This is a genomic window from Bradyrhizobium sp. 172 (genome assembly GCF_023101065.1).
In the GTDB taxonomy this organism is placed as follows: domain Bacteria; phylum Pseudomonadota; class Alphaproteobacteria; order Rhizobiales; family Xanthobacteraceae; genus Bradyrhizobium; species Bradyrhizobium canariense_D.
In genome coordinates this window covers 5,602,159-5,615,230 of record NZ_CP064701.1, presented here as the reverse complement: position 1 = coordinate 5,615,230, position 13,072 = coordinate 5,602,159, and the positions used below count along the sequence as shown (strand labels likewise).

At 63.5% G+C, this 13,072-nt stretch carries 11 protein-coding genes; 6 read left to right on the top strand and 5 right to left on the bottom strand.

The features are described 5' to 3' along the window. Window positions 1-2: 2 nt before the first annotated feature. On the bottom strand, window positions 3-464 hold the full coding sequence (locus IVB07_RS27020) for an Lrp/AsnC family transcriptional regulator (RefSeq protein WP_018457080.1): 462 nt from the start codon (window positions 462-464) through the stop codon (window positions 3-5). 133 nt (window positions 465-597) lie between these two features. Between IVB07_RS27020 and IVB07_RS27015 the strand changes: the two genes are divergently transcribed. Together IVB07_RS27015 and IVB07_RS27010 are read left to right on the top strand one after the other, a co-directional pair. Continuing rightward, window positions 598-2,961 (top strand): transketolase, encoded by a 2,364-nt coding sequence (locus IVB07_RS27015; RefSeq protein WP_247363491.1) that lies wholly within the window; start codon window positions 598-600, stop codon window positions 2,959-2,961. A gap of 206 nt (window positions 2,962-3,167) precedes the next feature. Next, window positions 3,168-4,598, top strand: a complete 1,431-nt coding sequence (locus IVB07_RS27010; RefSeq protein WP_247766766.1) for an aldehyde dehydrogenase family protein — start codon at window positions 3,168-3,170, stop codon at window positions 4,596-4,598. 168 nt (window positions 4,599-4,766) lie between these two features. Here IVB07_RS27010 and IVB07_RS27005 read toward each other — a convergent pair whose 3' ends face one another. After that, window positions 4,767-5,744, bottom strand: a complete 978-nt coding sequence (locus IVB07_RS27005) for an SMP-30/gluconolactonase/LRE family protein (protein ID WP_018457077.1) — start codon at window positions 5,742-5,744, stop codon at window positions 4,767-4,769. Window positions 5,745-5,833: 89 nt separating this feature from the next. Here IVB07_RS27005 and IVB07_RS27000 point away from each other — a divergent pair, with 89 nt between their 5' ends. Then, window positions 5,834-6,658, top strand: coding sequence for an NAD(P)-dependent oxidoreductase (locus IVB07_RS27000; RefSeq protein WP_018457076.1), 825 nt, complete (start codon window positions 5,834-5,836; stop codon window positions 6,656-6,658). 38 nt (window positions 6,659-6,696) lie between these two features. Here IVB07_RS27000 and IVB07_RS26995 read toward each other — a convergent pair whose 3' ends face one another. After that, the gene (locus tag IVB07_RS26995; protein WP_247766765.1) at window positions 6,697-7,968 is read right to left on the bottom strand and encodes an MFS transporter; all 1,272 of its coding nucleotides are present in this window, start codon (window positions 7,966-7,968) and stop codon (window positions 6,697-6,699) included. Between the two features lie 300 nt (window positions 7,969-8,268). On the opposite strand from IVB07_RS26995, the gene IVB07_RS26990 reads away from it, so the two are divergent. Beyond that, window positions 8,269-8,682, top strand: coding sequence for a hypothetical protein (locus IVB07_RS26990; RefSeq protein ID WP_018457074.1), 414 nt, complete (start codon window positions 8,269-8,271; stop codon window positions 8,680-8,682). A 66-nt stretch (window positions 8,683-8,748) separates the two neighbouring features. Here IVB07_RS26990 and IVB07_RS26985 read toward each other — a convergent pair whose 3' ends face one another. Next, window positions 8,749-9,165: a DUF1236 domain-containing protein gene (locus IVB07_RS26985; RefSeq protein WP_026233295.1), complete on the bottom strand. Its 417-nt coding sequence runs from the start codon at window positions 9,163-9,165 to the stop codon at window positions 8,749-8,751. Window positions 9,166-9,345: 180 nt separating this feature from the next. Next, a complete protein-coding gene (locus tag IVB07_RS26980) occupies window positions 9,346-10,047 on the bottom strand; it encodes a GntR family transcriptional regulator (RefSeq protein WP_247363490.1) in 702 nt (233 codons plus the stop codon). Between the two features lie 175 nt (window positions 10,048-10,222). Between IVB07_RS26980 and IVB07_RS26975 the strand changes: the two genes are divergently transcribed. Together IVB07_RS26975 and IVB07_RS26970 are read left to right on the top strand one after the other, a co-directional pair. Next, window positions 10,223-11,953, top strand: coding sequence for an IlvD/Edd family dehydratase (locus tag IVB07_RS26975; RefSeq protein ID WP_247363489.1), 1,731 nt, complete (start codon window positions 10,223-10,225; stop codon window positions 11,951-11,953). Window positions 11,954-12,015: 62 nt separating this feature from the next. After that, window positions 12,016-13,023 (top strand): TRAP transporter substrate-binding protein, encoded by a 1,008-nt coding sequence (locus tag IVB07_RS26970; RefSeq protein WP_026233293.1) that lies wholly within the window; start codon window positions 12,016-12,018, stop codon window positions 13,021-13,023. Window positions 13,024-13,072: the final 49 nt, after the last annotated feature.

The window sequence follows — 13,072 nt, the reverse complement described above, 5'->3', positions numbered from 1 at the left end:
CCTTACACCGGCAGCGCGATCGAATATTTCACCTGGCTGAGCGCAAAGCTGGACTCGATCGAGGCGATGCCGTCAAGCCGGGTCAGCTTGGTCTTCAGGAAAGTCTCGTAGGAGGCCAGGTCGGCGGCGACCACGCGCAAGAGATAGTCGCGATTGCCGGTCATCAGATAGCATTCCAGCACCTCGTCCCATTTCGAGATCGCGCGCGCGAAGCGGTTGAGGTCCTCCTCCTTCTGCCGGGCCAGCTTGATCGAGATGAAGACGCTGACATGCAGCCCCAGCGCCTTCTGGTCCACGGTCGCGATGTAGCGCGAGATGACGCCGCGTTCCTCGAGCAGCTTGACCCGGCGATGGCATGGCGACACCGAAAGCCCGACCTTGTCGGCCAGTTCCTGCATGGTCAGGCGGCTGTCGTTCTGGAGGTAGCTGAGGATTTTGCGGTCGATGGCGTCGAGATCGGGCATTGGGATGAACCTGTCGTTTTTGCCGGCTGATTGGTAAGCTATCCCAATATTGGCTGGTATTGCGCGAAACATTGAGAAGTTTGGCGCTTCCTGCAGGGGTATCATCGGGCACCTGTTTTCCGGGAGCATTGCCATGCCCGTTGATACCGCCCGCCTCGACACCTTGACCGCGCTGGCCCGCAAGGCGCTGTGGCTGTCGTCATGGACCATCCATCACGCCAACCACATCCGCCCGAATGCGGACGGCCTGAAAGTCGGGGGACATCAGGCCTCGTCGGCCTCGCTCGCCACCATCATGTCGGCGCTGTATTTCCACGTGCTGAAACCCGAAGATCGCGTCGCGGTGAAGCCGCATGCGAGCCCGGTGTTCCACGCCATCCAGTATCTGTTCGGCCGGCAGAGCCGCGAGAAGCTGGAGAACTTTCGCGGCTTCAAGGGCGCGCAGTCCTATCCCTCGCGCACCAAGGACGTCGACGACGTCGATTTCTCCACCGGCTCGGTCGGCCTCGGCGTTGCGCAGACGCTGTTCGCCTCGCTGGTGCAGGACTACGTCAAGGCGCATGGCTGGATGAAGCATCGCCGCGAGGGGCGGATGATTGCGCTGGTCGGCGACGCCGAGATGGACGAGGGCAACATCTTCGAGGCGCTGGCGGAAGGCTGGAAGCACGGCCTGCGCAACACCTGGTGGGTGGTCGACTACAACAGGCAGTCGCTCGATGCCGTCGTCCGCGAAGGTCTCTGGGAAAAGTTCGAGACCGTGTTCCGCAATTTCGGCTGGGACGTGGTGATCGTGAAATACGGCCGGCTGATGCGCGAGGCCTTTGCGGAAGCTGGCGGCGAGGCGCTGAAGCGCTGGATCGACAATTGTCCGAACGCACTCTACGCCGCATTGTGTTTTCAGGGCGGCGCGGCGTTCCGCAAGCATTTGCACGACGAGATCGGCGATCAGGGCCCCATCACCAAGCTGATCGACAGGCGCAGCGACGACGAGCTACTGGCGCTGATGTCGAACCTCGGCGGCCATGACATGGCGAGCATGCTGGACGCCTTTGAATCCATCGATCACGATCGCCCGGTCTGCTTCATCGCCTACACCATCAAGGGCGTCGGCCTGCCGTTCCAGGGCCACAAGGACAATCATGCCGGCCTGATGACGGTCGCGCAGATGGAGAAATATCGCGACAGCCAGAACATCCGGCCCGGACACGAATGGGACAGATACGAGGGTCTCGCGCAAAGTGCCGCCGAGCTCGACGCCTTCCTCGCGGGCGTGCCGTTCAACCAGGACGGCCGCCGGCTCACCGCGCCTGTTATCGAGGTGCCGTCGCAGCTTGCCTTCAAGCCGGCGCCGCAGATGTCGACCCAGCAGGGTTTTGGGCTGGTGCTGAACGAGATCGCGCGCGGCGACAGCGAGCTCGCCAAGCGCATCGTGACGACATCGCCTGACGTCACCGTCTCGACCAATCTCGGTCCGTGGGTGAACCGGCGCGGCCTGTTTGCGCTCGGCGAGAAGGCGGACTTATTCCGCAGCGAGAAAATTCCATCCACCTTCAACTGGGACTTCTCGCCCAAGGGCCAGCATCTCGAACTCGGCATCGCCGAGATGAACCTGTTCATCATGCTCTCGGCGCTCGGCCTGTCGCACCAGATCAACGGCGAGCGGCTGCTGCCGGTCGGCACGCTCTACGATCCCTTCATCGAGCGCGGTCTCGATGCGCTGAACTATGCCTGTTACCAGGATGCGCGCTTCATGGTGGCGGCGACCCCCTCAGGTATCACGCTCGCGCCCGAAGGCGGCGCGCATCAGTCGATCGCAACCCCTTTGATCGGCATGGCGCAGGATGGCCTTGCCTCGTTCGAGCCGGCCTTTGTCGACGAGCTCGCCGTGATCATGGGGTGGGGCTTCAATCACATGCAGCGCGATCCGGGTGAGGGCGGCTCGGTCTATCTGCGGCTCTCGACGCGCTCGATCGAGCAGGCGCAGCGGATCATGACGCCCGAGCTCGCACAGGGCATCACCGACGGCGCGTATTGGTTGCGCAAGCCGGGCCCCAATGCCGAAGCCGTCATCGCCTATACCGGCGCCGTTGCGCCAGAAGCGATCGAAGCGACCGGCTTCATCGGCGAGAGCCGGCGCGACATCGGCCTGCTCGCGATCACGTCCGCAGATCGTCTGCATGCGGGATGGACCGCCGCACGGAAATTGCGCCGTGATCGGCGCGGCGTGCAGCATCTCAGCCACATCGAAAAACTGCTAGCACCGCTGCCGCGCGACTGCGGCATCGTGACCGTGATCGACGGCCATCCGGCGGCGCTCGGCTGGCTCGGCAGCGTCCGCGGCCATCGCGTCGAGGCGCTCGGCGTCGAGCAATTCGGCCAGACCGGCACCATCGCCGACCTCTACCGCCACCACGGCATCGACGCCAACGCCATCATCGATGCGGCCGAAAGCCTCACCACCGGCGCGCCGGTGTTGCATCGGAAGATGGCGGTGTAGTTCTCCGTCGTCGTCCTAGCCCCCGTGCGCAATTGCGCACTAGGCCAGGACGAGGGCAATCGAGACCTTGCCACCCCTCCGCCATCGGCTCATATAACCTCCGTCCGCCGCAATGCTGGCCCCGCACATGGCGGGTTCAATTGCCGGCGCTTTCGTGCAAGGATGCCTGCCGAAACGCCCCCCAAGCCCCCAAGAAGAGGTTCACTATGGTCAATCGCATGCAGTTCTACATCGACGGCGCCTGGGTCGATCCCGCCGTCAAGAAGTCCACCGCCGTGGTCAATCCGGCGACGGAAGAGGCGATGTACGAGGTTGCGCTGGGCTCCAAGGCCGACGTTGACAAAGCCGTCGCCGCCGCCAAGCGCGCGTTCGTGACGTTCTCCCAGACCAGCCGTGACGAGCGCGTCGCGCTGCTCACCAAGGTCATCGAGATCTACAAGGGCCGTCTCAAGGAGATCGGCGCCGCCGTCTCCGACGAAATGGGTGCGCCGCTGCCGATGGCGGAGAAGCTGCAGGCCGGCGCCGGCCTCGGCCACCTCATGACCACGCTCGACGTGCTCAAGAACTATCATTTCGAGGAACCGGTCGGCACCGCCATGGTGCTGCGCGAGCCGGTCGGCGTGGTCGGCATGATCACGCCCTGGAACTGGCCGCTCAACCAGATCGCCTGCAAGGTCGCGCCCGCACTCGCCGCCGGCTGCACCATGATCCTGAAGCCATCGGAGTTCACCCCGACCTCGGCGCTGATCTTCGCGGAAATCCTCCATGAAGCCGGCGTGCCGAAGGGCGTGTTCAACCTCGTCAACGGTCTCGGTCCCGAGGTCGGCGCCGCCATGAGCGAGCACCCCGATATCGACATGATCTCCTTCACCGGCTCGACCCGCGCCGGCATCGACGTGGCCAAGCGTGCGGCACCGACCGTGAAGCGCGTCAGCCAGGAGCTCGGCGGCAAGTCGCCGAACGTCATCCTCGAAGGCGCCGACCTCACGAAGGCGGTGACCGGCGGCGTGATGCACATGTTCAACAACTCCGGCCAGTCCTGCAACGCGCCCTCGCGCATGATCGTGCCGGCCTCGAAGATGAAGGAAGTCGCCGCGATCGCGAAGGCCGTCGCCGACAAGACCAAGGCGGGCGATCCGCGCGCCGAAGGCACCACCATCGGTCCCGTGGTCAACCGCGGCCAGTGGGACAAGATCCAGGGCCTGATCAAGAAGGGCATCGACGAGGGCGCAACGCTCGTCTCGGGCGGCCCGGGCCTGCCCGAGGCCGTCAACAAAGGCTTCTATGTCCGTCCGACCATCTTCGCCGACGTCACCCCCGACATGACGATTGCGCGTGAAGAGATCTTCGGACCGGTGTTGACCATCATCGGCGCCAAGGACGAAGCCGAGGCGGTGCACATCGCCAACGACACGCCCTATGGGCTTGCGGGCTACGTCACGGGCGCGTCCGTCGAGGACGCCAAGCGCGTCGGCCGTCAGATCCGCGCCGGCAACGTCAATCTGCAGGGCGTGCCCAACGATCGCTCCGCGCCGTTCGGCGGCTACAAGCAGTCCGGCAACGGCCGCGAGTGGGGCAAGTACGGCCTCGAGGACTTCCTCGAAGTGAAGGCCGTCGCCGGCTTCAACGCGGCGTAGGCGTTAGCGCCTGGGTAAACATGACGCCGGAGCGGCCAACTGCTCCGGCGTTTTTGTTTGTTCGTCATTGCGAGCGAAGCGAAGCAATCCAGAAATCTTTCTGCGGAGACAGTCTGGATTGCTTCGTCGCAAGAGCTCCTCGCAATGACGAGGAGAGAGTTGGGAAGACTATCCCCCGACCGCGCCCTGCGTGTTCACATACAACGCGTAGATCGACTGGCTCGCGGCCATGAACAGGCGGTTGCGCTTGACGCCGCCGAAGCAGAGATTGGCGCAGCGTTCGGGCAGCGCGATGCGGCCGATCATGACGCCGTCGGGCGCGAACACCACGACGCCGTCGAGCTCGGGATCGCCCATGCCCCAGCCGCACCAGAGATTGCCGTCGATGTCGCAGCGCATGCCGTCCGGCGTGCCCGGGCCGGCGTCGATGTGGACGCGCTTGTTGGAGATGGTGGTGCCGTCAGGCGAGACGTCATAGGCGAGGATTTTCCGGTTCGGCACGCCGCGTGATTCCACGACGTAGAGGATTTTCTCGTCCGGCGAGAAGCACAGGCCGTTGGGCCCGAGCACGCCTTCGGCAACGATGGTCGCCTTGCCGGTCGTGGGATCGAACCTGTAGACGTTCGGCTCGATCTCGGGCTCGGCCTTGTAGCCCTCGTAATTGCCGAGCAGGCCGAAGGTGGGATCGGTGAACCAAACCGCGCCGTCGGACTTCACCACGACGTCGTTCGGCGAGTTGAGCTTCTTGCCGCCGAACGAGTCCATCAGCACGGTGATGCTGCCGTCATATTCGGTTCGGGTGACGCGTCGCCCGCCATGCTCGCATGTGACGAGCCGACCCTGGCGATCCCGGGTGTTGCCGTTGGCGAAATTGGAGGGCTTGCGGAACACGCTGACCGCACCGGTCTCCTCTTCCCATTTGACGATGCGCTGGTTCGGAATGTCGCTGCACAGGAGATAGCGCCCGTCGCCGAACCACACCGGACCCTCGGCCCAGCGCAGGCCGGTCGTCAGCCGCTCCACCGCCGAGAGTTTCAGCCAGTATTTTTCGAAGCGGGGATCGAGTGCCTTTATCGCCGGATCGGGGTAGTAGCTCGCCGGCCGCCAGCCTGGCCGCTCCTGGGGATGGGACGATGCCTCATTCATGTCGGTTCTCTCGTTTCGTTCCCTCTGGACAATCCTGCTATCATTAGAGACATGTGACCGCAAATTGGTTGCCAAAGGCGAGGAAAGACATGCCGCGTATCTTGATGACGGGAGCTTCGGGCGGGATCGGAACGCGCCTGCGAAAACTGTTGCCGCCGATCTATCCGGACCTGCTGCTCAGCGACATCCGCGCGCCGGCCGATCTCGGCCCCAACGAGCAATTCAAGGCTGCGGACCTCTCTGACCTGGCGCAGTGCGAGGCGATCTGCGAGGGCGTCGACGGCATCATCCATTTCGGCGGCTATTCGGTCGAAGGTCCCTGGAACGACATCCTCCAGGCCAACATCATCGGCGGCTACAATTTGTTCGAGGCCGCGTACCGCAAGGGCGTCAAGCGCGTGGTGTTCGCCTCCTCGAACCATGCCGTCGGATTCTATCCGCGCCACCACAAGATCGGCACCGACGTGACCCCGCGCCCCGACGGCCGCTATGGCGTCAGCAAGGTATTCGGCGAAGCGGTCGGCGCGCTCTATGCTGACAAGCATGGCCTGAAGGTGACTTGCCTTCGCATTGGCAATTTCGGCGACGTGCCGCTGGACCATCGCCGGATCTCGATCTGGCTGAAGCCGGAAGATCTGGTGCAGCTCTGCCGGATCGGGCTCGAGCATCCCGACATTCATTTCGAGATCTTCTACGGCGTGTCCCTGAACGAGCGTGCCTGGTGGGACAACCACCGCGCCTACGAGTTCGGTTACCGTCCGACGGGGCGCTCCGAGGATCATGTGGCACATGCGATGGCCGAGCAGGCCAAGCTGAAGCCCGATCCGGTCGGCGATCACTATCAGGGCGGCGCGTTCTGCAGCAACGAGTTCGACGGCGACACAAGTCGCATCATCGATTGGACCAAGCGGTAGGAGCGCATTCGCAAATCCAGGGCGTCGGAATCGACGCGCTAAACAACGCGTTTGCCGGCCTGGACCGCGATGGGCCTCTGTACAAAGTACATCAGGATCAGGGAAATCACCGCCGTCGTCACGACGACGTATCCCAGCCGGTCGAAATGCCGGAGCGTACCGTCGGCGTCCTGCGCGATGAGTGCGGCGGCGAGCACGGAGCCGAGCCCGCCGGAGAGCTGTTGCAGCGACGCGCCGACCGCGCTGAAGGAGCCGCGTTGCGCCGGCTCGGGGATTGCCGAAATCACCGCCTGCGAAGGAATCATGCGGGAGAAGATGCCGACGAACATCAGGACGTTGACCAGGATCGCGACCGTCAGGCTCACCTCGCCGAGATGGGTGTAGATCAGCACCATCACGATGGACATGGCGCTGCCGAAGACGAAGGTGGGGTATTTGCCGAAGGCATCGCTCGCGCGTCCCACCAGCGGGCCGATGACAATGCTGAACAGGCCGGAGACGAGATAGATCGTCGGCAGATGCACGATGTCGATGCCGAGATTGTGCACGGTGTAGGCGCTGCCGAACGGCATCAGCATGTAGCCGCCGGTCGCCAGCAGGGTCGTTACCGAAAACGCCATCCAATAACGCGGCTGCGAGACCGTGGCGATCAGATGCCGGAACGGATTTCGATCCTGCTTCAGCCCGAGATGGCCGTTCACCGGCTTCATCAGGAGCATCACTGCGGTCATCCCGATCACCGACAGTCCGACCAGCGCGCCGAACGCGACGTGCCAGTTCCACTGGTTGGCGAGGAAAAGACCGGCCGGGATGCCCAGCACCTGGCTTGCAGCGAAGGCGGTTTGCACGAAACCCATGACGCGGCCGCGCAATTGCAGCGTGAACAAATCGGTGACGATGGCGAGCACGACCGAGCCGATCACGCCGCCGAACAGGCCGGTCACGATCCGCCCCAGCAGCAACAGATGATAGTTGGGCGCGATCGCGCACAGCATCGTGCCAAGGGTGAAGCCGGCGTAGAAGAACAACAGCAGCCGCTTGCGATCAAACCGGTCGGCAAAGCCGGCCGCCAGGATACCGGAAATCCCCGCGCTGAACGCATAGGCCGAGACCGCCACGCCGAACTGAGCGGCCGAAATATCGAGCGCCGGCATCATGATGGCGCCGAGCGGCGACATGATCATGAAATCGATGATGATCGTGAACTGGACCAGCGCCAGCAGCGCAACGAGGATCGCCTGGTAGCGCGAAAAGCCTCGGGATGGCGCTTGCCGCTCGGCGATCGGCTCCGTCAGGGTTTGTTCGGTCATGGCATTTCATTTGGGAGGGAGTGGAGGAGGACGCGCGACGTGGCGCCGGAGCCCGGCCCATATTTATTTCCGGCTCTGCGAAATTTCGATGGCTTGACAAACAGTTTTAGTGTCCGTCCCAGCGCGGTGCCTCGATTCACACGGGGCGAGCGACGCAAAGGCCTGAGCCTCGCTTTGGCCGTTCCGGCCATTGATCCAGATCAACGTTGCTCTGGCCGTCTGGCTCTCGATTTTGCGAGACCGCAATTCGGCAATCGGTGCCTCGATCACGGCTCAACGGCGGCAGCGCGAGTCAGGACAATGAAAATCGAATTGCCAGCCGCCGTACTGCTCACGCTGTTCATGTCGGGACCGGCGCGAGCCGCGATGCTCGGCGACGCCGAGGCGACGTTTCTCGACCAGCTCGTCACCGCATCCGCGGTGCTCGAACAACGATGTGTCGGCTACGAGGTCAATGGTGCCGGCAGTGTACAGCTCGGCGCCCGACTTCTCGGCAGCACGGATGCCGCGATGGCGATGATCGACGCCTATGCTGCAGCCATCAAGGCCCGCGATGGCGAGAGCTCCGATCCGGGTAAATTCCGCCCCGAAGTGTCCGACGCTGCCGGCAAAACGTTCAGGCGCGTCCGGACCGATCTGATCAGAAACCCGAAGAGAGCCTGCGCCGACTATGGCGATGCCAGCGTGGATCGCGGTCTGCTGAGGCGGTACTGAACCGGGACTTGAGGGATTCAGATCTGCGCAAACGAAAGGGCCGTCTCGAAAGACGGCCCTTGGTTGTTATTCGACGATCTCAACGATCCGGTGGGTTCGCGGTTCGACCAGAACCGTGCGACCGTTCACCACCGTGTAACGATACTCACGGGCGCCGTACTCGGGCGGCACCTCGTAATAGGTCACGCCCTCTTCCGGAAGAACCGCTCCGACTCTCACATCCTCGCGGTACTGATATGAGGGCCGCCGCTGTTCGACGACGTAGGAGTGAAAGCGAGGACGTTGATCGACACCAAGGACTCCCGCCACGCCGCCAACGACGCCGCCGACGACGCCACCCACAACTGCACCGACAGGCCCTGCCGCTCGCTCACCATCCCGCGCACCGCGTTCGACGCCTCCGGGAACGCCCTGGGCCTGGGTCGTTACGGGAAGCAGGACGGCGACGGCAACAGCGGCGGCTCCGACTAAACGGCAAATCATGGCAGCTCCTATGGTGGGGGATTGGTGCAAGACCAAGTACCAAGCCGACCATAGGTTCCCCGGAAGTTGTGGATTGCGGGCGTTATTGCCCGAATGGGCTCGTGCGGCCTGCAATTGCGGGCAATCCAGCGCGCCCTTACCGCGTGAACTGCACCACCGCGAGAAGCGAACGTCTCCCATCTATGAACGCGGGCTCTCCTGTTCGGCTCGCTCATCCCCAATCCGCGCCAGGTAATCCTTCTTGCTGAACTGCATATGATCGACGCAGAGCTGCGCCAGCGCCCAGCTGTCACGGCCCTTCAACAGCTCGATCATGAGCTCGTGCTGGCGGCGCGATTGTGCCAGTCCGTCGCTGTCGGCGAGATTCTTGGCGCGCATCGGCAGGGTCAGGTTCATGTAGTCCTGCAGCGAGCGCACCAGATAGGGATTGCCGCAGGCCGAGAACAGCGCGAGGTGGAAGGCGTCGTTGGCCTCGTGGATACCGCGCAGGTCCTGCAAATCCGCTCTCGCGCAATATTGCCGCTGCAATGCAGAGAGCTCGTCGACCAGGCCTTGCTGTGCGGGCAGGGGGATCATCAGCGCCGCCTGCCGGGTCAGCATCTCCCGGACCTCGTAGATCTGCCGGACCTCTTCGGCCGAATAGAACCGTACGGTGGCGCCGACATTCTTCTCGCGGCGGACGATGCCGCGGCGCTCCGCATCGACAAGCGCCTGGCGAACGAAGTGGCGCGAGGTGCCGTAAGCCGACATCAGCGCGTCTTCCGTGAGGCGCGCGCCTGGCGCGAGTCGGCCGAAGATGATGTCCTCCTCGAGCCGCGCGACGATATCGTCCGGATCGTCGCGCCGGATCATCGTGGCGTCTGCTGTGTGAGTGTCGGACATGCCCTCGGCCTCCCGGCGCTTGGCCGGTCGCCCTGTGGAGCAGGGAAGGCTCGGATTGTCAATAATCCGGTCGTTTATCAGTATCGCAATCCGGAAAATGGCAGGATTGACGTCTGTCTTATTGACAATCAAGGGGCAGGCTGTACGACAATGACCCTGTGACGGGAGTGGTATGATGACGAGTGGGTTGCGCAAAGGGCTGACGAGCTATGGCGATGCCGGCTTCTCGCTGTTCCTGCGCAAGGCGTTCATCAAGGCCATGGGCTATTCCGACGACGCGCTCGAGCGCCCGATTGTCGGCATCACCAACACCTATAGCGACTACAATCCCTGCCACGGCAACGTCCCGCAGATCATCGAGGCCGCCAAGCGCGGCGTGATGCTGTCGGGCGCGATGCCGTTCGTGTTCCCGACGATCTCGATCGCGGAGAGTTTTGCGCATCCGACCTCGATGTATCTGCGCAATCTGATGGCGATGGACACCGAGGAGATGATCCGCGCGCAGCCGATGGATTCGGTGATTGTCATCGGCGGCTGCGACAAGACTCTTCCTGCGCAGGTGATGGCGGCAATCAGCGCCGACCTGCCGACGGTGGTCATCCCCGTTGGCCCCATGGTGGTTGGTCATCACAAGGGCGAGGTGCTGGGTGCCTGCACCGATTGCCGTCGCCTCTGGGGCAAGTATCGCGCCGGCGAAATGGACGATGTCGAGATCGAGGCGGTCAATGGCCGCCTCGCGCCGTCGGTCGGCACCTGCATGGTGATGGGCACGGCCTCCACCATGGCCTGCATGATCGAGGCCATGGGTCTGTCGCTGCCGATGAGCGCGACGATTCCCGCCCCGCATGCGGAGCGCTTTCGCCTTGCCGAGGCGAGCGGCAGGGTGGCCGCCGAGATGGCCAAGACCAAGGGGCCGAAGCCGAGCGAATTGCTGACGCCGGCATCTTTCAAGAATGCGCAGGTTGTGCTGCAGGCGATCGGCGGCTCGACCAACGGCCTGATTCATTTGACCGCGATGGCACATCGTTCGCCACACCGGCTCGACCTCGGGGTGTTCGACCAGATCGGCCGCGAGGTGCCGGTGCTGATCGATCTGAAGCCGTCGGGCGAGCACTATATGGAGCATTTCCATCACGCCGGCGGCGTGCCGAAACTGCTGGCGCAGCTGGGCGATCTCATCGATCTCGATGCCAAGACGATCACCGGCCAGACGCTGCGCGATATCGCGGCGAACGCGGAAAACGTGCCCGGCCAGGACGCGATCCGTCCGCGCGACAATCCGATCAAGAAGGAAGGTGGCCTCGCCGTGCTGCACGGTAATCTCGCGCCGCGCGGCGCGGTCATCAAGCAATCCGCCGCGAGCCCAAAGCTGCTGCAACACACGGGCCGTGCGGTGGTGTTCGAATCCGTCGAGGATATGACGCTGCGGGTTGACGATCCCGATCTCGACGTCACGGCCGATGACGTGCTGGTGTTGCGCAACGCCGGTCCCAAGGGCGCGCCAGGCATGCCGGAGGCGGGCTATCTGCCGATCCCGAAGAAGCTCGCGCGCGCTGGGACCAAGGATATGGTGCGCATTTCGGATGCGCGCATGAGCGGCACCGCATTCGGCACCATCGTGCTGCACATCACGCCGGAATCCGCCGTCGGCGGCCCGCTGGCGCTGGTGAAGAACGGCGACATGATCCGGCTCGACGTCGCCAAGCGCAGCATCGAGCTTCTGGTGGATGCTACCGAGCTGGAACGGCGGCGTACGGCATTGAAGCCCGCGGCTGCGCCGGATGAGGCGCGGCGCGGCTATGCGTGGCTGTTCAACGAGACCATCATGCAGGCCGACGAGGGCTGCGACTTCGATTTCATGCAGAGGACTGGGAAGAAGGCTGAGCAGAAAACTAAGAGTGGGTGACCAACCACCCGGAAGCGTAGCCCAGACCGCTAAAGCGGCGGGCGTTAAAACAGGGGGCAACGATGATTGCACGATCCATGCCAAGATTCTTACATCGGCTGGCGGCGACGGCCGCGATCTTGTTCGTCACGGGCGCATCGGCGCAGGAGGTGAAGCATTATCGCTTCGCCTACGACCAGCCGCGCAACACCGGCTATTCCATCGCGGGCGACCTTTTTGCCGAGAAGCTCAAGGAATTGAGCAAAGGCACCATGATCATCGATCAATATCCGGGCGCGCAGCTCGGGCAGGAGCCGCAGGTGCTCCAGCTCGTGAAGGCGGGCGACGTCGAGTTCTCGATCATCTCCTCGGCCAACACCGCGACGATCGCACCGCAAGCGGGCGTGATGTCGTTGCACTTCCTGTTCCGCGACGAGAACCACGTGGTCAAGGGTCTGGCCGATCCAAAAGTGTTCGAGGCGCTCAAGACCATGATCGACGAGACCACGCAAGGCCTGCATGTGATCGCGACCGGATCGCAGGGCGTGCGCCACATGTACTCCAAGAAGGAGATCCACAATGTCGCTGACATCAAGAGCCTGAAGATCCGGGTGCAAGCGACTGCGACCGAGGACACCATGTTCCCGGCCTACGGCGCCCAGACGGTGCACATGCCGTTCGGCAGCGTCTACACGAGCCTGCAGACCGGCGTCGTCGACGTCGCCGAGAACAGCATCAACGTCTACCTCGTCAACAAGCACTACGAGGTCGCGCCGGTCCTGAACATCACCGAGCACGAGGCCAACAACGCGCTGGTGTTCATCTCGGACAAGCTCTGGCAGAGCCTGTCGGCCGAGCAGAAGGGATGGGTCCAGGCGGCGGGGAACGAGGTCAGCTCCAAGGAGCCGCAGAAGGCCTTCGACCTCGAACGCACCGCGGCAGAGAAGCTGAAGAAGATGGGCGTGAAGATCGTCGACAACGTCGACAAGAAGACCTTCACGGCGACCGCCGATCCCTATCTCGACAAGCTCGCCAAGGAGCTCGGCCCGCACGCCGAGAAGATCAAGGATTTGATCCGCTCGATCAACTAGGCCGCGTACCGTTGCCTCCGCGTCGTCCCGGCGAAAGCCGGGACCCATA

Bases quoted from the DNA above. Each gene is read 5' to 3' on its own strand.
- IVB07_RS26985 (WP_026233295.1), bottom strand. From the start codon at position 9,165: ATGATTTGCCGTTTAGTCGGAGCCGCCGCTGTTGCCGTCGCCGTCCTG.
- IVB07_RS27000 (WP_018457076.1), top strand. From the start codon at position 5,834: ATGCCGCGTATCTTGATGACGGGAGCTTCGGGCGGGATCGGAACGCGC.
- IVB07_RS26980 (WP_247363490.1), bottom strand. From the start codon at position 10,047: ATGTCCGACACTCACACAGCAGACGCCACGATGATCCGGCGCGACGAT.
- IVB07_RS26995 (WP_247766765.1), bottom strand. From the start codon at position 7,968: ATGACCGAACAAACCCTGACGGAGCCGATCGCCGAGCGGCAAGCGCCA.
- IVB07_RS27015 (WP_247363491.1), top strand. From the start codon at position 598: ATGCCCGTTGATACCGCCCGCCTCGACACCTTGACCGCGCTGGCCCGC.
- IVB07_RS26990 (WP_018457074.1), top strand. From the start codon at position 8,269: ATGAAAATCGAATTGCCAGCCGCCGTACTGCTCACGCTGTTCATGTCG.
- IVB07_RS27010 (WP_247766766.1), top strand. From the start codon at position 3,168: ATGGTCAATCGCATGCAGTTCTACATCGACGGCGCCTGGGTCGATCCC.
- IVB07_RS26975 (WP_247363489.1), top strand. From the start codon at position 10,223: ATGACGAGTGGGTTGCGCAAAGGGCTGACGAGCTATGGCGATGCCGGC.
- IVB07_RS27005 (WP_018457077.1), bottom strand. From the start codon at position 5,744: ATGAATGAGGCATCGTCCCATCCCCAGGAGCGGCCAGGCTGGCGGCCG.
- IVB07_RS27020 (WP_018457080.1), bottom strand. From the start codon at position 464: ATGCCCGATCTCGACGCCATCGACCGCAAAATCCTCAGCTACCTCCAG.
- IVB07_RS26970 (WP_026233293.1), top strand. From the start codon at position 12,016: ATGATTGCACGATCCATGCCAAGATTCTTACATCGGCTGGCGGCGACG.